The sequence below is a fragment of the Bradyrhizobium sp. McL0615 genome, assembly GCF_049993905.1.
Lineage (GTDB): Bacteria > Pseudomonadota > Alphaproteobacteria > Rhizobiales > Xanthobacteraceae > Bradyrhizobium.
In genome coordinates, this window is record NZ_CP188254.1 from 1,359,979 (window position 1) to 1,376,737 (window position 16,759).

Below are 16,759 nucleotides of genomic sequence, written 5' to 3' on the forward strand. Positions count from 1 at the left end.
AATTAGTGGACGGAGGTCTGTTTTGTCAGCCACGATCATTTCGGCCCCGCCAGTTCGCGGCGCGTTCGCCGACAAGGAACTCGATGCCGTCAACGGGTATGTGATGCTTGCGATTGGCCTGGCCTCGATCGCGATTTGTTGTTGGCTCGCCTATATCGAATTCGACCCCCGCAACGGCTCTCTCGTTCGAGCCTGGATTGGTCTGTCGCCGATTATCATCGCCATCGCCATTGCCGCCGGCGTCTTCATGGGGCTCGCCGTGCTTCAGCCGAACGAGAGCCTTGTCTGTCTATTGTTTGGAAGTTACGTCGGCACTGAACACCGGCCTGGCTTTTGGTGGGTCAATCCTTTCAATTCCAAGAAAATAGTCTCGCGCCGTCTGGAGACGCTGGAGAGTGGTCCACTCAAGGTCAATGATGCCGTCGGTAACCCGATCGATATTGGTGCGGTCATCGTCTGGCGTGTGGAGGATGCTGCAAAGGCGCTTCTGGAGGTCGCGTCCTACGCCGGTTACGTGAAGGCACAGAGCGAAACCGCCCCTGCGACGGATGGTGAGCGTGCACCCTTACGATCAGGTCGAGACCGAGGAAGCGGAGAGGCAGGGCGAACCTCCGGCAAGCGGAGCAGGGAATCCCGGCCGCGACCGCGCACCGGTGTCGACGGTGAGTTTGCGCGACGGTGGCGACGCCGTCATTGAAGCCTTGCTGCAGGAGATCCGGGCACGCATGGAGCCGATCGGTGTCTCGGTGCTTGAAGCACGAATCTCTCACCTCGCCTATTCGTCCGAGATCGCCGGCGCCATGCTTCGGAAGCAGGCGGCCAGTGCCGTGGTCGCCGCCCGGCGCATGATCGTGAGAGGCGCGGTCAGCATCGTCGAAGACGCGCTCGACGAACTCGACAGGAAAAAACTCGCCGACGCCCTCGATCCGGAACGCAAGGCGGCAATGATCTCCAACCTGCTGGTTGTCCTGGTTGGCGACAGGGAGGTCACGCCGGTGATCAATACTGGCACCTTGTACTCGTGAGCGATCATGAATCAACGAGGTCGGCCGCCCGGACCGGAACGCATTCCATTTCCGCTCCGGGCTGAGAAAGCGATTCTCGAGGCGGTAAAGCGTTGCGCCGCGGCGGACTTGCGGAGCGTCAACGCCGAAATCGAGATTCTTCTTCGGGAAGCACTGGCGCGGCGCGGCATTCGAATCAAACCCGCGGACAAGGATGGCGAAGGCAAGTCCAGCAAATGACGCCAACGCGGCGTCGTCTCACGCGCTTATGAGCCCGCGCTCTATCCGTTTCGCCGCGCGCCGCGCAGCGTCGGAAGGCCGATGCCGGCGGCATCAAAACCGCCGTCGACGGCGAGGATCTGCCCGGTGATGTAGCTGGAACGATCGCTGCACAGGAAGAAGATCGCTTCCGCCAGTTCCTCCTCGAGGCCATAACGATTCAGCGGAATGGCGTCGTGATAGTCCGCACGGATTTCCGGCGTGTGCACTTGTTTGGCCATCGCGGTCTCGACCGGGCCGGGCGCCACGGCGTTGACGCGAATGCCGAGCGAGGCCAGTTCGACCGCGAGCTGTTTCGTGAGATGCGCGAGCCCGGCCTTGCTGGTGCCGTAGGCCGAGCGCAGCGTCGAGGCGCGCACCGCCGAGATCGAGGTGATGTTGACGATCGCGCCGCCGCCATGTTCGCGCATCAGCGGCGCGGCCGCCTTGGTGCAGATAAACGGCCCGGTGAGGTTGACCTGCAGGATGCGGCTCCAATCCTCATCCGAGGTGTCGAGCAAGGGCGCGAACACCGCGATGCCGGCATTGTTGATCAGCGCGTCGAGCCGGCCGAAGCGCGCGCTCACCGCCGCCATGGCGTTCGCCACCGCCTTGGCATCGGAGACGTCGCAATGCAGTTCCAGCGTGTTGTCGGGATCGGCGAGGCCGGCGACCGCGCCGTGAAGCAACTCGCTCTCGATGTCGAGCAGCGCCACCCGCCAGCCCTCGGCGAGAAACCGTTTGGCCGTCGCAAGCCCGATGCCGCGCGCGGCGCCGGTGACGAGAGCGATCTTTTGCGGGGAGGGGGGCATGGGCGGGTCCGTTGGCGAGAGAAAGATTTCCCGCTCCTATAACCCAAGCCCTGTGCCGTGTCCCGGTGACAATGATGCGGAATTCGACGCGGCCCCGGGCAGCCGGCGTGCGAAAAATCCGATACGGGAGTTTATCCCGTATCGGATCGATCCCGTGGCGGCGCTACGCGCGCTGCGCGATCGCCTTGGCTTCCGCGGCGGCGCGCTGCATGCTCGATGACATCTCGCTGGTGACGGTGCTCTGTTCCTCGACCGCGGCCGCGGTCGCCGTGACATATTCGCTGACGCCCTGGATCGCCTGCTTGATGCTGTCGAGCGCGCTCACGACGTCGCCGGAGATGCCGTTGAGATTGCTGATCTCCTGCCCGATCTTGTCGGTCGCCTGCTTGGCCTGGGTGGCGAGGTTCTTGACCTCGGACGCCACCACGGCAAAGCCGCGCCCGGCCTCGCCGGCACGCGCCGATTCGATCGTCGCGTTCAGCGCCAGAAGGTTGATCTGGCCGGTGATGTTGCCGATCAGTTCGACGATGCCGCTCATGGCCTGCGCCGCTTCGTTCAGGCGCTTGGCCTGGGCGTCGGCGGCTTCGACCCGCCCGACCGCGGTCGTTGCGGTGTCGCGCGACTTGGTCATGGCTTCGGAGATTTCCCGAACCGAGGCGTTCAGTTCCTCAGCGCCGGCGGCAACCGATTCCATCATGCCGCGCACGCGCTCATTGCCCATGCGCACCAGCACCTGCGCGGTGGTGTCGGTGGCGTATTTGACGACCTTGAACGGCTTGCCGTTGAGATCGAGGATCGGATTGTAGGACGCCTGGATCCAGACTTCCTTGCCGTTCTTGCCGATCCGCTTGTATTCGGCGGCCTGGTATTCGCCGCGGTTGAGCGCCGCCCAGAATTCGCGGTAGGCCGCGCTCTCGCGCTCGGCCGGATCGACGAACATGCTGTGGTGCCGGCCGCGGATCTCGTCCAGCGCATAACCGACCGTCTTGAGGAAGTTCTGGTTGGCGCCGATGATGGTGCCATCCATATTGAATTCGATCACGGCCTGTGATTTGCCGATCGCTGAGATCTGTCCAGCGAGGTCGGCGGTCGAAAGCTTCTGGCTGGTGACGTCGGTGGCGAATTTCACCACCCGGAACGGCTTGCCCTTCTCGTCGAGGACCGGGTTATAGGAGGCGAGGATCCAGACTTCCTTGCCCCCCTTGCCGATCCGCTTGTATTCGGCCGACTGGTTTTCGCCGCGGTTGAGGCGCGCCCAGAACTCGCGATAGGCCGCGCTGTCGCGTTCGGCCTGCTCGACGAACATGCCGTGATGCTTGCCCTGGATTTCGCCGAGCGTGTAGCCCATCGCCCGCAGGAAGTTTTCATTGGCGGTGACGATGGTGCCATCCATTTCGAACGCAATGACCGCTTGCGCGCGGCCGATCGCCACGATCTGACCGGCGTCCTCCATGCTCTTGATCTTGCGTGCGGTAATGTCGGTCGCAAACTTCACGACCTTGACCGGCTTGCCGCTGGCGTCGAGCACCGGGTTGTAGGTTGCCTGGATCCAGACCTCCTTGCCGCCCTTGCCGATCCGCTTGTATTCGGCGGCCTGGTATTCGCCGCGCTTGAGCGCAGCCCAGAAGTCGCGATAGGCCGCGCTGTCGCGCTCCGACGGATCGACGAACATGCTGTGATGCTTGCCCTGGATTTCGCCGAGCGAGTAGCCGAGGGCTTTGAGGAAATTGTCGTTGGCGGTGAGGATGGTGCCATCCATGCCGAACTCGATCACCGCCTGCGAGCGGCCGAGCGCATCGGCCAGCGCCTTGTCTGAAGACGAATTCTTGAGAAATTGAAACACGAGTAACCCCGTTCAAAGCCGTGTGAAATATCGAGGCTCTGATCAAATGCGGGTTTGAGCCTCGTCGCCCAGAATGAAACATTTGATCCAAAGGAGAGAACAATGCGCTAATGATGTTATCCGTAGAATGACGGATAACATTGCAAAAACATAGACTTACAAGATGTATTTGCGCCGCGTCACGCGCTGTGCGAGCGCAGACGTACCGGGGCTGGATCGAGTCCGGCAATAGCTATTTGCGGCGCACCACGCTCTCATATGCCGCCTGCAGCCGCTCGCCGACCGACGGGCCGGCTTTCCTGCGCCGCTTCACGCCGAGATGGTTTTCGCGCAACTCGTCCATGAACTCTGCCCATAGCTTCGGGCCGCCCTCGCTGAGCAGCCGCGCGCGGATGCCGAGCTCCTCGCTGACCGGAAGATATTTGTAACCCCAGGCCGCCATCTGCGCGAGAACGGGCAGCAGCTCGATGCCCCGTTCCGTCAGCGAATAGATTCCCTTCTGCTTGTGCGTGGGATCGTCCTCGCGGGTGATGATGTTTTCGTCGAGCAGGGTCTTCAGCCGGTCGGCGAGAATGTTGGAGGAGATGCCTTCCTCGGACTTCGTCAGCAGCTCCCGAAAATGGCGCCGGTTGCCGAACATCATGTCGCGGATGATGAGCAGGCTCCATTTGTCGCCGAGCACTTCCAGCGAGAGATTGATCGGGCAGCCGGAGCGGCTGAGGTCGGTCATGTTCGATTCCAGACGGGCGGGTCGGCGCCCCAAAAAAACTGCTTGCAATATTGCACCGGTTATCTCAGGATACAACCAGTTGCAAAATGCAATCGGTTAGGGAGTGCTAGCGATGGCCAGGTTGATCATGTGGAATCTGATGACGCTGGACGGTTTCGTCGAAGGTCCGAACCGGGATATCTCCTGGCATTTGGACGTCTGGGGCGAGGAACTGGAGCGATTGTCGATCGAGCAGTTGAACGCCGCCGGCGGATTGCTGTTCGGCCGCGTCACCTATGAGCTGATGGCAAATCACTGGCCGGGCGCGGCTGGCGAAGTCGCCGTTTCATGAATGCCGCGCCGAAATACGTCTTCTCCCGCACGGTGAAGAAATCCGATTGGAACAACACGCAGATGTTCAATGCCGACGTCCCCGGGACCGTCGCCAGGCTGAAACGCGACAGCGCCAAGGATATTTTCCTGTTCGGCAGCGCCGACCTCGCCGATTGCCTGATCCGGCACGGCCTGATCGACGAGTTCCGCATCGCGTTGAACCCGGTCATTCTCGGTGGCGGAACGCCGCTGTTCAAGCCAGGCGAAAACCGCAAGCTGAAGCTGGTCGACAGCCGGTCAATGTCGACCGGCATCGTGATCCTGCGCTACGTGCCGGCGGCGGCACAATAATCCGCAGCAAATGTCGGCGTGCCCGCATGCCGATCGTCTTCCTGGCAAGGTCGTCAAAACCGGAGATTTTTATGTCACTGACGCTGCATTACCACCCGCTGGCCTCATACTGCTGGAAGGCGCTGATTGCGCTGTACGAAAACGACATTCCGTTCACGCCGAACCTCGTCGACCTCGGCAATCCGGCCGAGCGCGCCGCGCTGGTGAAGCTGTGGGGGATCGGCAAATTTCCGGTGCTGCGCGACGAGGCGCGGAACGAGACGGTGCCGGAATCGAGCATCATCGTCGAATATCTGGATCGCCACTATCGCGGTCCCGTCAGGTTCATTCCCGACGATTACAGTCGCGCCCTGCAGACGCGGCTGTACGACCGCTTCTACGATCTCTATGTGCATCTGCCGATGCAGAAGATCATGATCGATCGGATGCGGCCTGATGGAAAGCACGATCCGCACGGCGTCGAGGAAGCCCGCGCGCAGTTGCGGACGTCCTACGCCATGATCGAACAGCAGTTGGCGAAGGGCAGCTGGGCGGTGGGCGAGGAGTTTGGCCTCGCCGATTGCGCCGCCGCGCCATCGCTGTTCTACGGCAGGATGGTGGTGCCGTTCGGCGACGCGAACAAAAATCTCGCCGCCTATTTCGAGCGGCTGAGGGCGCGGCCCTCTTTCGCGCGGGTGATGCAGGAGGCGGAGCCGTATTTCCAGATGGTGCCGAAAGAACCTTAAGGAGGAGCGTTGAATGGCCGAAGCCAGCAGGGCAGAGACGATCCGCCAGATCTTCGCAGCCTATCTCGCCAACGATCGCAAGTTCGTCGAGAACGCGCTCAGCCGCGATTTCCGCTTCACCAGTCCCTACGATGATGCGATCGACAAGCCGACCTATTTCGAACGTTGCTGGAAAAACAGCGATTGGATCGAACGGCACGAACTGGAGCGGATTTTCGTCGAAGGCGATGAAGCCTTTGTGACCTATCGTTGCGTCGCCAAAGGCGGAAAGACTTTCCGCAATACCGAGTTTTTCGTCTTCGAGGGCGACAAAGTGAAGCGCATCGACGTCTATTTCGGCGCGGCCTATGACAACGGCGCGTTCGTCAGGCAGCCCGGGTAGCCCGCGGACTCCCTCATGCGGCGGCAGAACAATTACCTCAAAAATAATTTTCACTGACATGTCGGCCGCGTAAAAGCCCGCTCGTCTTGTTGATGAAGGCCGGCGCGACGGTAGCCGGCCCAAAGTGATCAAACCGGAGAATAACGATGCGATTCATGGTGATTGTGAAGGCCAGCAAGGATTCGGAAGCCGGCGTGATGCCGAGCACGGAACTACTGACCGCGATGGGGAAGTTCAACGAGGAGCTGGTCAAGGCCGGCGTGATGGAGGCAGGCGAGGGCCTGCATCCGACCGCAAAGGGCGCGCGGATCACGTATGGCAGCGGGCAGGGCGGTGTCAGCCGCGGCCCGTTCGCGCTCTCCGGCGATCTCGTCGCCGGCTTCTGGCTGATCAACACCAAATCGCTCGACGAAGCGATTGGCTGGATGAAGCGCGCGCCGTTCGGCCCCGGCGACGAGATCGAAATCCGCCAGGTGTTAGCCGCGGAAGATTTTGGCGAATCCCTTACCCCCGAACTGCGCGAGCAGGAACAGCGGCTGCGGTCCCAGGCCGCCAACAAGTAACGCTCCTCGTCAGTGCGCAATTGCGCATCTGAGGTCTGGTTCTTCGGACCATCCCGGAAATGACGACAACCCAATAAGGACCCCGCCATGCGATTCATGATGCTGATGATCCCCCTCGGTTATGAGACCGCGCCGCCGGACGTCCAGCTCGACCCCGAGCGGGTCAAGGCGATGATGAAATACAACGAGGCGCTGAAAGAGGCCGGCGTGCTGATCGCGCTCGACGGGCTGCATCCGCCCTCGATGGGCGCGCGGGTCTCCTTCGCCACCGGCAAGCCTGTCGTCACCGACGGCCCCTTCACCGAGGCCAAGGAAGTGCTCGGCGGCTACTGGATGATCGACGTGAAGTCGCGCGAGGAGGCGATCGCCTGGGCGAAAAAATGCCCGGCCACCGCGAACGAGGTCATCGAGATCCGCCAGGTGCAGGAAATGGCCGATTTCTCGGAGGAAGTGCGCGAGGCGGCCAAAGGTTTCGATGAGCTGCAGAAGGGCAGTGCCCACAAGGGGCGGTGAGTCTTTCGCAACAGGGCTCCGCACGCTGTCAAATCGAACAAGTATCGCTGATCCGTCAACCGCAAGAGAAGAGAAATCTCATGAGCACCAACGATACGTTTCTCGCCGTCTTTCTCGGCAGCAAGACCAGTGCGAACATGGCGGCCTGGAATGCGCTGCCGGAGGCTGAGCGGCGCGCCAGGGAGCAGCAGGGAATCGTGGCATGGAAGGCCTGGGTCGAAAAGCACCAAGCGGCGATCGCCGCCATGGGTGGCCCGCTCGGCAAGACCAAGAAGGTCGATTCAAACGGTATTGCTGACATCGCCAACGAGATGGGCGCCTTCGCCGTGGTGCGCGCCAGCTCGCACGAGGCCGCTGCGAAACTGTTCGAGAACCATCCGCACTTTGCGATCTTTCCCGGCGAGCGCGTCGAGATCATGCCGGTTCTCCCGATCCCGGGAGGCTAGAACCCGGCAATTGGAACCGTCCTGACCCTGCGCGGCTCCGCACACCGTTAATCTTGGTGAACGCCAGTTAACGGTCTCAAAATAAGTGACCTTTTCAGTCAGCTCATGTAAAAGCCGTTCACATGAGCTGGCGCAAGGAACAACGTCGCAGCGAACGCGGCTATCATCACGGCAATCTGAAAGAGGCGTTGCTGCAGGCGGCGCTCGGCCTGATCGCCGAGAAAGGCGCGGCCGGCTTCACCTTTGCCGATGCGGCGCGGATGGCGGGCGTTAGCCCCGCCGCGCCCTACCGCCATTTCCGCGATCGCGATGAATTGCTGTCCTCGATCGCCCAGCGCGGCTTTGAGCAGTTCGAGGCGCTGCTGACGCAGGCCTGGGACGACGGCCGCCCGGACACGGTCTCGGCGTTCGAGCGGGTCGGCAAGGCCTATCTGGCCTTTGCCCGCAACGAGCCCGCGTTTTATTCGGCGATGTTCGAATCCGGCATTCCGGTCGATCTAAACCCCACATTGATGGCCGCCAGCGAGCGCGCCTTCGCCATTATCCGCGCGGCCGCCGAACGGCTTGCGGCGATGGCGCCGCCCGGCATGCCGCGGCCGCCGGCGATGATGATGGCCCTGCACATCTGGTCGATGGCGCATGGCGTAGCCTCGTTGTTCGGCCGCGGCGACGCGGCGCGGCGCAAATTGCCGATGTCGCCCGAGGATCTGCTGGAAGCCGAAGTGCTGATTTATCTGCGCGGTCTCGGCTTCCCGACCGACCGCCGGCCGCCGGATCAGAAACCGTCAGGCCCGCCGCCGGTACCGCCATCTGGTCCTTGGGGCACCCCAAAATAATTTTGCGGGTGCGTTAAACCGCCCGCTTGACAAAAACGTGGGATGGTTTAGGTATGTAAATGTTATTTACATTCACAACGGCGTGATCGCCGTCATGGAGAGGGAAATGGCCTACACCGCAGATGTCAATCGATGGCGCGGCCCGACGGAAGAGCACTATCGCCCGCATATGCTTGAGAGCCCCTGGCACCCCGGCTGGATCGCCGTGACCATCCTCGGCTTCATCATCTGGTGGCCGATCGGCCTTGCCCTTCTCTTTTTCACACTAGGGAGCAGAAAAATGGGTTGCTGGAGTCATCAGGATCGCTGGCAGAACAAGATGGAGCGGATGCAGTACAAGATGGAGCGGATGCGCGGCCACATGGAGCGCCGGGGCTTCGGCTTCGGTCCGCCTTCGAGCGGCAACCGCGCCTTCGACGAGTACCGCACCGAAACCCTGCAGCGTCTTGAAGAAGAGCAGGTCGAGTTCAAGAATTTCCTCGAGCGCCTGCGTCACGCCAAGGACAAGGAAGAGTTCGACCAGTTCATGGCGCAGCACAAGCAGCGTCCGACCCCGCCGAACGACCAGCCGCAGCAGGGTTGAGTGGATAGCGTTTTCAAGCGAAGTGGGTACCGGTTCGCGTGAAGAAAACGCGTCAAAAATAAAGCCCGCGTCGCGTTGAGAGAGGTTCAGCCTCAGGCGTGATGCCCCCATGATGCCTGATGGCGATACGGCCGCCCATCTGCGAAAGCAGGTGGGCGGTTTGTTTTTGGGACATGTGTAGTCGGCGGGGGCGCTGCTTCATTGAAGAGATGTTTTCGCCGCCTCCCTTGCAATCCAGGCGACGAACAGGGCGACTCGCTTGTCATTGGCGAGGGCTGCAGGCCAACGGATAACGTGCGTTTTGCTGGACGCCATATCCCAGCTTGACGGCACCACGCGGCAAAGTCGTTGCTCCGCGATGGCATCGTGAACCAGCAGCGACCGGCCCAGAACGACGCCGCTGCCCTGCAAGGCGGCAGCGATTGCCGTACCGAGATTGTCGAAGCGAAGCCCTGCCGGCGCGGCAACCGTGATCCCAAGCCGCTCGAACCACACCGGCCACGACCACTCGGCCCCGTCGTTGCGGCCAGTTTGCCCCTTGTGCAGGATCGGCAGGGTGCCGAGCACGCCCGGATCCTTCAAGGGCCGCCCGCGCGGCAGAAGCGAGGGCATCGCAACCGGGAAAACCCTTTCGTCGAATAGCAGGCGCTGGGTCGAGGTCGCGCGCGCGCTGGCCTTGGGGATCCATCGGATCTGCACGTCGAGATCGAGCGCGCGCGCCTGCACATCGCTTTCGATGATCAAGAGTTCGATCGCCACACCCGGATGAGCGGACGCAAACGCCGGCAGACGCCTGACCAGCCAGTAGTTCGCAAGGGCGGAGCCGAGCCCGATCTTTAAGGTAGCCGGCTGCACCGTCGCGCGCGAGCGGGCGCGTAGCTCTGCCATCTCGTCGAGCATCCGTCCCAACCCTTCGGCCAGGGTCGTGCCGGCCGGCGTCGGCAACAAACCTACTCCCGTGCGGTTCAATAATGGCGCGCCGACAAAGGCCTCGAGCCTTTTCAGCCGGTGGCTGATCGCGCTCTGCGTCAGCCCCAACTCGGCGGCCGCGAGCGTCATGCTGCGATGACGCAAGGCCGCATCGAACGCGATCAGGCCATCAAAAGGGGGAAGGGCACGCATGGCGCGACTATGAAGGAGATTCATGCCGATGTGAACAATTGGCGTTGGCCCACAGCGGCGGCTCAAGGCACCAGTAGGTGCCGCACTGCTCAGAGATCGACCGATGACACAGCCGACGTACAAGCCCGACCGCGACAATGGTCGGCCTGCGCAATCCATGATGCCGGCTCTGCTTCTGGGACTGGGGGCCTTCCTCACCAATTTTGACGTGACGGCGGTGGTCATCGCCTTGCCGGCGGTCGCGCTTCAACTCGGGTTCGGCGTGGCAGGATATGCCTGGGTCATGGACGCCTACAGTTTGGCGTTCTCAGGCGCGTTGCTGTTTGCGGGGGCGTTGGCGGATCGCTACGGGCGGCGGCGAGCCATGCTGGTTGGCAACGGCATTTTTGCTCTCGCGTCTCTGGCATGCGGCATGGCCTGGGATGGACCGACGTTATGGGCTGCCCGCGCCCTGCAGGGTGTTGGAGCCGCATTTGCCGTAACCGGCGGCATCGCGCTGATCGCAACCGTCTATGCGCAGCCGCAGGCGCGCACGCGTGCATTCGCCTGGTTCGGCGTGATGTCCGGGATTGCCATGTCTCTCGGTCCGACCATCGGCGGCCTTGTCTCATCGTGGCTGGGTTGGCGCTGGATCTTCCTCATCAACTTGCCGGCCTGCGCCTTGATCGCGTGGGGCGTGCCGCGGCTGGTTGCGGAAGTGCGCGATACGGTGCCCCGGCCGCTCGACATTCCGGGTGTCATGCTACTCACCGCCGCGTTGGCTGTGCTGGTGGAGGCGCTGCTGCTTGGCCGCTCCTCGATTGCGCACATGGCCGGCGGGATCGCGGTGGGTACGTTGCTGCTTGCGGTATTCGTGACCCAGCAGCGGCGCCGCGACCAACCGATCTTCGATCCCGGCGTGTTCGTTCAGCGCGCAGTGGTCGGAATTGCGATACTTCTGTTCGCTGTTTCAGTCGGCTATTGGGCGGTGCTCGTCTATTTGCCGCTGTTCTTCGCGGCCGCCTTCAACTGGTCCTCGGAAGTGGCCGGTATCGCACTCTTGCCGGCCACGCTGCCGATGCTGTTCCTGCCGCCGTTGGGCGGCTGGCTTGTCGGCCGGGTAGGGTGGCGGCTGCATTTCGCCCTGGCGCTTGCAATCGTGGCAGCCGGCAACGTCGCCATTGCGATCGCGCTCATGTCGGGCGGCGCAGCGCCGCCGATGATTCCGGTCTTCTGCGGCATGGTCGCCATCGGGTTTGGTGTCGCGCTCGCCCATCCGCAATTGTCAGGCGCAGTCGTCGCGCTCGTGCCTCCCGATCAAGCCGGCATGGCATCCGCCGTGACCGTCGTCATGCGCCAGGCCGGCTTCGCGGTCGGTATCGCCGTTCTCGGCGCGGTGCTCGGTGCCGAGGGATCGGCGATCAGTTACGTCTGGCTGTTTTCGGTAGCCGCGATTGCATCGGTAGCGGGACTGGTCGCGGCGCTCGCCTTGCTGCCCGCGCACGCGACCGCGTGACGGCGGCTGAACAACAAGAGGCCACCCATTGTTGGTTTGGCTGCTGGTTACGAGCGGCGGCCGCGTTTGCGACGCTCCGCAATCCAAACGTGCAAAAAAATTCTTTTTTATGCGGTAGCAGTTGCCTTAGCCCGACCCGGGGCATCAACAGGTTGCTCGGAAGTCACCTGGATTATTGCTTCCGACGTGGCACCGAATGATCCGCCCGTTACCAGCGCATTGGAAGCGTTTTCCGCCGGCTCTACGGCCTCCGTCCCTAGCAAAGCGAACAGGATACGGGTTCCGTCAATCCTTCTACTGAGCCCTCGAACGGCGTGCTGAATCTTGGCGGCGGATGGCTGACTCAGGTAGCAGACGCATACAAGTGCGGTGTTCGACAATTCGAGCGAAAGCAATTTCGACATTGATAGAGCGTCAGCCCTTTCCGCTGTTGCCTTCATCCCGCGGTTCCGCAGAAGCTGCGCCAACACGAGCGCTGTCGCCTCGTCCAGTCGCCCGGCGCCAGGAATGCAAACGACCGAAAGCGTCGAGGTCGGCTGCTCCTGAATCAAGGCGTCGCGCGAGCTTGTTAGCTCGAGTGCGATGGCAGCTCCCGGGCTTGAGCTTAGATCTGGGGACCTGTGTTCTGGTGCTGCCACGTCATGGTGTGCCTCCAGCTCAGCGACCAATTCTTCGACCGTTGAGACTACCCGATTTATTCGGTCTTCGTCGAGGTGACCTAATTGACGGTCGGCCTCCGCGAGTCTCAGGCCTTTCAGGAGGATGGCGTCGTAATAACTCTCAAGCGACGCATCATTCAGATATTCGTGCGCCTGCTCCACCGCTTCAACGGGATCTCCCGCCAGCATTCGTTGGTAAGCCAGTTGCGGCGGCGTCAACGGAGGTCGGTCGCCAAGCATAACGTCAAGGAATTTAAGGCGATCGATATGCCGCCCAAGGACGACGAGACAAATTGTCAGGGGCGTCGCCAACACCAATCCGACCGGCCCCCAAAGCCAGGTCCAGAATGACGCTGACAGGATAATTGCAACCGGGGAAAGACCCGAGCTATGCCCAAAAATCAAGGGCTCGAGGACTTGTCCTGCGAGCAGCTCCAGGACGACGAACAATGCCGCCGTAAGTATCAACATCTGCCAGCCCGAGCCCACCGCCGCCGCGAGAATGAGAGGGAATACCGCAGATATCAATGCACCGATGTACGGTACAAATCGCAGAATCATCGCGACCAGACCCCATAACGGAGCTGAGGGGACACCGATGAATTCAAGACCTATGCCTATTGCAAGGCCGAACACGGCATTGAACGCGATCTGGGTAAGAAAGAGCTTGCTCAGACGCTTGCCGGCGTCGTCCAGGGCCGCAGTTGTCCGTTGAATGTCCGCTGATCCGGCTAGTCGGACAAGCCGATTTCTCAGGTCTTCCCGTTGGAGCAGGACAAAGACAACAAAGATGACGACGATCCCAGTCGTCGTTAATGGCGAAATCAGTGGCTGGATGATTGCGCCAAACGTCGACAAAGCACCAGGATCAGGTTGCCTTATCTCAACGGGTATCGGTATCGGCTTATCTGACGGCTGTCTGGTGAGTTCGCTGTCAACAGGCCGACCGGCCGTATCTCGATTTTGCAGCTCTGTCTTCAATTCCTTGAGAACTGTGGATGCCTGCTCCAATGTTCTAGAGCCGCCCATTAAGCCGCGCAGGCTTTCGATCTTGTCGCTCAATGTTTGTTGATAGCCAGGCAGCTTGGCGGCAAGGCGGGTCGCCTGCGAAACCATAAGACCGCCCAGACTAAATATGATAGAGAATCCGATGAAGACGACTACCAGCACAGAAATCGTGCGCGGAATTCGCCAAACGCGTAAACGCATCACGAAGGGCGCTAAAACGAAACTCAAGAGAACTGCTAACGCGAAGGGAACAAAAATTTCGCGACCGAAATGGAGCGCAGCAATTATCAACGCTGCGACGGCCATATTCGTCAGCACGGTACCCCGCGGCTGTGCCAACCTTATCTGAGGAGACTTCTCTTCCATGGGCGCGGCTCATTCATCCCATACGTGGGTGAATTCCCCTTCGCGACAAAAACAATCATACACCGAACTAGCTGGTTCCGACAGCGACACCTTATCGGCCGGTTGGCAAAATGAGACCTGAGTTCCACATTCTGCGGTCCCGTTCGAGTCGCGAATTGGTAAAGGCTTGCAGCCAGAAGGCGCTATTCGAGGGAAACCCTTGTGCGGTGGAACCCGTGTTCATCTGTTCCAGGAATGCAGTGGCTGAACTAGACGTCTGGCGTTATTCGACAGCCGACATATGTTACGATCCGGCACCAATCCGGGGCGGTTGTCATGAATCAGCGTGAAATTCCTGTCGATCAGGTTTGGGGAATGGTCCGGTGTGAAGCTGAAAGCGCGGTGGCGCGCGATCCGGTATTCGGCGCCGCGCTGTCGTCAGCCATTCTCGATCATCCCGATTTCGCTCACGCGCTGGCGCACCAGATCGGTGCGCGGCTCGGCAGGAGTCCTGCGGATCGCGAGCGCTTTGCGCGTGTTGCCGGCGAAGCGTTTGCGGCTTCGCCCGATCTGGTCGAGGCGGCGAGCCGCGATCTGCAGAGCATCGCCGTTCACGATCCCGCGATGACGACGCTGCTGCCGCCGCTGTTGAACTTCAAGGGCTACGTCGCGCTGCAGGCCTGGCGCGTCTCCAACTGGCTGTGGCGCCAGCGTCGCAACGATCTCGCGCTGCTGTTGCAAAGCCTGTCGTCCGATCAGCTTCAGGTCTCCATTCATCCGTCCGCATCGATCGGCACGCAGGTCTTTCTCGATCACGCCACCGGCATCATCATCGGCGCCTTCGCCATGATCGGCGACGAGGCGACGATCCTGCAGAACGTCACCATCGGCCGAAAACAGTCAGAGCCGGACCGCGCACCGAAAATCGGCCGCGGCGTGTATCTCAGCGCCGGATCGACTATCATCGGTGGCGTCAGCATCGGCGATTTCGCCAAGGTTGGGGCCGGCGCGCTCGTCGAGCATGACGTGCCCGCAGGCTGCACCGCAGTCGGCGTTCCCGCGCGGTTGACCAACTGCCCGGAGCCGGTGATGCCGTCATGGGAATCGTAGGGTGGGCAAAGCGAAGCGTGCCCACCATTCATTCGTCATCGGGATAGATGGTGGGCACGTCGCTTCGCTCCTTTGCCCACCCTACGGTCTACAACGCCATCGTAATATCTAACGCACCATGGCGCCGTAGACGATGTCCTGGACCTGCTCGCGATAGTACTTGCGAAGTTCGCCGGGCGCCGCCGTTCCCACCACGACGACAAGGCGCTCTTTCGGATCGCAGAAGAACTGCGTGCCATAGGCGCCATTCCAGGTGAACTCGCCGGGATTGCCGGGCACCGAGGACAAGCCTTCGCTGGTACGCACGGCCACGCCAAGGCCGAAGCCAAAGCCACCGCGATGCGGCTCCACGTTGGCCACGTTGTTCTTGATCTCCGGCCCAAGGTGGTTGGAGACCATGTGATGCACGGTCTTGGGCCCGAGAATGCGCTGACCGTCGAGTTCGCCGCCATTGAGCAGCATTTGTCCAAAGCGCAAATAGTCGCCCACGGTCGCAAACGCGCAGGCGCCGCCGCAATCGGACTTCGTGGGTATATCGAGAAGTTTGATCGCCTGCGGTTTGCCTGTCAGCGGATCATTGGGAAATGGCCGGGCAAAGCGGGCACGCTGCGCCTCCGTGGGTTGGAACGTGGCGTCCTTCATGCCGAGCGGCCGCCACACATTGCCGGCCAGGTATTCACCAAGCCGCTGTTCGCTCACCTTTTCGACGACAGCACCGAGCACGTCGATCGAGAAGCCGTACTCGAAAACCGTCGCGGGCTGGTGCGCCAGCGGCAGCTTCGTGATGCGATCGATGAACGCCTGCGTATCGCCCTCGATCGCAGGCGCGGTCCCGTCCGGGTACTGACGCGCTACCGGGCTCGAGCTGTCCGGGCGGCCCCCATACATCAGGCCGGATGTGTGTCGATAAAGGTCGTGGATGTAGATCGGTGAATCCTGCGCTTCGAGCTTCAGCGTACCATCCGCCTGCGGGACGCCGACCTTCATGTCGGCGAACGCGGGATAGTAGTCGGCAACCTTTGCCTGAAGTGGCAGGCGGCCCTGTTCCATAAGTGTCAGTCCGGCGACGGCGGCCATCGGCTTGGTCATGGAGGCAAGCGCGAACACGGCATCCAGCGGCATCGCTGTGCCTTTCGTCGGATCAAGCTGGCCGTACGCCTTGTACTGCACGAGCTTTCCGTCGCGGGCGATCGCAACCACTGCGCCGGGCACGCGTTTGGCGGCGATCTCGCGGGCGAAAAAATCGTCCAGGCGAGCGAGGCCTTGTTGTGAAAATCCAACGTCATCCGGCTTTGCCTCGGGCAGCGGTGCAGCATTCGCCGCATTGGCAGCGATGCCGGCAACAAATGCCACGGCCGTCATGAATGCCTTCATTGTGTTCTCCCTCGCATGCGGATCAGGCCGCACGATTATTGTGGTTAGGCTGTCATGGTAGATCACGTCCGTAGAAGCAACAAGCCGAGCGCGGGAGCGGGGCATCCATCCGTCGCGATGTCGCAAGATGTTGTACGTGCCCGGAGGGCAAATCACCCAGAAGCCGGTCCAGCCCTTCGCGCAAAAATATTCCGCTTAACTTGCAGACCAAATCATTTGCATAACTCCGCTTGTCTCACGGCGGATGAGGGGCGTTGGCCATCGTCACGAACGCGCGGTGAGGTGCGA

20 protein-coding genes are annotated in these 16,759 nt (G+C 61.6%); 14 read left to right on the forward strand and 6 right to left on the reverse strand.

The window, feature by feature from the left end; translation table 11 throughout:
- Positions 1 to 103: 103 nt before the first annotated feature.
- The 3 genes from ACPPVP_RS06415 to ACPPVP_RS06425 are packed head-to-tail and all read left to right on the forward strand — an operon-like array spanning position 104 to position 1,244.
- Positions 104 to 697 carry an SPFH domain-containing protein gene (locus tag ACPPVP_RS06415; protein ID WP_426532356.1) on the forward strand — a complete coding sequence of 198 codons (594 nt, stop codon included), beginning with the start codon at positions 104 to 106 and terminating at the stop codon, positions 695 to 697.
- The gene (locus ACPPVP_RS06420; protein WP_426532358.1) at positions 669 to 1,025 is read left to right on the forward strand and encodes a hypothetical protein; all 357 of its coding nucleotides are present in this window, start codon (positions 669 to 671) and stop codon (positions 1,023 to 1,025) included. Before ACPPVP_RS06415 ends, ACPPVP_RS06420 begins: the two co-directional genes overlap by 29 nt.
- A gap of 6 nt (positions 1,026 to 1,031) precedes the next feature.
- Entirely contained in the window at positions 1,032 to 1,244 is a 213-nt protein-coding gene (locus ACPPVP_RS06425) for an Arc family DNA-binding protein (protein ID WP_426532360.1), read from the forward strand.
- A 41-nt stretch (positions 1,245 to 1,285) separates the two neighbouring features.
- On the opposite strand, the gene ACPPVP_RS06430 is transcribed toward ACPPVP_RS06425, so the two are convergent.
- The 3 genes from ACPPVP_RS06430 to ACPPVP_RS06440 all read right to left on the reverse strand — a co-directional run bounded on the left by ACPPVP_RS06430 (position 1,286) and on the right by ACPPVP_RS06440 (position 4,647).
- Positions 1,286 to 2,074, reverse strand: a complete 789-nt coding sequence (locus tag ACPPVP_RS06430) for an SDR family NAD(P)-dependent oxidoreductase (protein ID WP_426532362.1) — start codon at positions 2,072 to 2,074, stop codon at positions 1,286 to 1,288.
- Between the two features lie 163 nt (positions 2,075 to 2,237).
- Entirely contained in the window at positions 2,238 to 3,917 is a 1,680-nt protein-coding gene (locus tag ACPPVP_RS06435) for a methyl-accepting chemotaxis protein (protein ID WP_426532365.1), read from the reverse strand.
- A 232-nt stretch (positions 3,918 to 4,149) separates the two neighbouring features.
- Positions 4,150 to 4,647 (reverse strand): winged helix-turn-helix transcriptional regulator, encoded by a 498-nt coding sequence (locus tag ACPPVP_RS06440; protein ID WP_426532367.1) that lies wholly within the window; start codon positions 4,645 to 4,647, stop codon positions 4,150 to 4,152.
- Positions 4,648 to 4,759: 112 nt separating this feature from the next.
- Between ACPPVP_RS06440 and ACPPVP_RS06445 the strand changes: the two genes are divergently transcribed.
- From ACPPVP_RS06445 to ACPPVP_RS06485, 9 genes are all read left to right on the forward strand, one after another.
- Entirely contained in the window at positions 4,760 to 4,978 is a 219-nt protein-coding gene (locus ACPPVP_RS06445; RefSeq protein WP_426532369.1) for a hypothetical protein, read from the forward strand.
- Positions 4,975 to 5,310, forward strand: coding sequence for a dihydrofolate reductase family protein (locus tag ACPPVP_RS06450; RefSeq protein WP_426532371.1), 336 nt, complete (start codon positions 4,975 to 4,977; stop codon positions 5,308 to 5,310). The genes ACPPVP_RS06445 and ACPPVP_RS06450 overlap by 4 nt, the downstream gene beginning before the upstream one ends.
- 71 nt (positions 5,311 to 5,381) lie before the next feature.
- A complete protein-coding gene (locus tag ACPPVP_RS06455) occupies positions 5,382 to 6,035 on the forward strand; it encodes a glutathione S-transferase family protein (RefSeq protein ID WP_426532373.1) in 654 nt (217 codons plus the stop codon).
- Between the two features lie 13 nt (positions 6,036 to 6,048).
- The gene (locus ACPPVP_RS06460) at positions 6,049 to 6,417 is read left to right on the forward strand and encodes a nuclear transport factor 2 family protein (RefSeq protein WP_426532375.1); all 369 of its coding nucleotides are present in this window, start codon (positions 6,049 to 6,051) and stop codon (positions 6,415 to 6,417) included.
- Positions 6,418 to 6,563: 146 nt separating this feature from the next.
- A complete protein-coding gene (locus ACPPVP_RS06465) occupies positions 6,564 to 6,980 on the forward strand; it encodes a YciI family protein (protein WP_426532377.1) in 417 nt (138 codons plus the stop codon).
- An 87-nt stretch (positions 6,981 to 7,067) separates the two neighbouring features.
- A complete protein-coding gene (locus ACPPVP_RS06470) occupies positions 7,068 to 7,493 on the forward strand; it encodes a YciI family protein (RefSeq protein ID WP_426532379.1) in 426 nt (141 codons plus the stop codon).
- An 80-nt stretch (positions 7,494 to 7,573) separates the two neighbouring features.
- The gene (locus ACPPVP_RS06475; RefSeq protein ID WP_426532381.1) at positions 7,574 to 7,939 is read left to right on the forward strand and encodes a hypothetical protein; all 366 of its coding nucleotides are present in this window, start codon (positions 7,574 to 7,576) and stop codon (positions 7,937 to 7,939) included.
- 122 nt (positions 7,940 to 8,061) lie between these two features.
- The gene (locus ACPPVP_RS06480; protein ID WP_426532383.1) at positions 8,062 to 8,775 is read left to right on the forward strand and encodes a TetR/AcrR family transcriptional regulator; all 714 of its coding nucleotides are present in this window, start codon (positions 8,062 to 8,064) and stop codon (positions 8,773 to 8,775) included.
- 106 nt (positions 8,776 to 8,881) lie between these two features.
- Positions 8,882 to 9,358: a DUF2852 domain-containing protein gene (locus tag ACPPVP_RS06485; protein WP_426532385.1), complete on the forward strand. Its 477-nt coding sequence runs from the start codon at positions 8,882 to 8,884 to the stop codon at positions 9,356 to 9,358.
- A 198-nt stretch (positions 9,359 to 9,556) separates the two neighbouring features.
- On the opposite strand, the gene ACPPVP_RS06490 is transcribed toward ACPPVP_RS06485, so the two are convergent.
- Positions 9,557 to 10,603 (reverse strand): LysR substrate-binding domain-containing protein, encoded by a 1,047-nt coding sequence (locus ACPPVP_RS06490; RefSeq protein ID WP_426532386.1) that lies wholly within the window; start codon positions 10,601 to 10,603, stop codon positions 9,557 to 9,559.
- Between ACPPVP_RS06490 and ACPPVP_RS06495 the strand changes: the two genes are divergently transcribed.
- Positions 10,584 to 11,975 (forward strand): MFS transporter, encoded by a 1,392-nt coding sequence (locus ACPPVP_RS06495; protein ID WP_426532388.1) that lies wholly within the window; start codon positions 10,584 to 10,586, stop codon positions 11,973 to 11,975. The two genes, ACPPVP_RS06490 and ACPPVP_RS06495, sit on opposite strands and share 20 nt — an antisense overlap.
- A 107-nt stretch (positions 11,976 to 12,082) precedes the next feature.
- Here the strand turns inward: ACPPVP_RS06495 and ACPPVP_RS06500 are convergent, their stop codons facing one another.
- Entirely contained in the window at positions 12,083 to 14,008 is a 1,926-nt protein-coding gene (locus ACPPVP_RS06500; RefSeq protein ID WP_426532390.1) for an AI-2E family transporter, read from the reverse strand.
- Positions 14,009 to 14,323: 315 nt separating this feature from the next.
- Here ACPPVP_RS06500 and ACPPVP_RS06505 point away from each other — a divergent pair, with 315 nt between their 5' ends.
- Positions 14,324 to 15,097, forward strand: coding sequence for a serine O-acetyltransferase (locus ACPPVP_RS06505; protein WP_426532392.1), 774 nt, complete (start codon positions 14,324 to 14,326; stop codon positions 15,095 to 15,097).
- A gap of 108 nt (positions 15,098 to 15,205) precedes the next feature.
- On the opposite strand, the gene ACPPVP_RS06510 is transcribed toward ACPPVP_RS06505, so the two are convergent.
- On the reverse strand, positions 15,206 to 16,471 hold the full coding sequence (locus ACPPVP_RS06510) for a serine hydrolase domain-containing protein (RefSeq protein WP_426532394.1): 1,266 nt from the start codon (positions 16,469 to 16,471) through the stop codon (positions 15,206 to 15,208).
- Between the last annotated feature and the right edge of the window lie 288 nt (positions 16,472 to 16,759).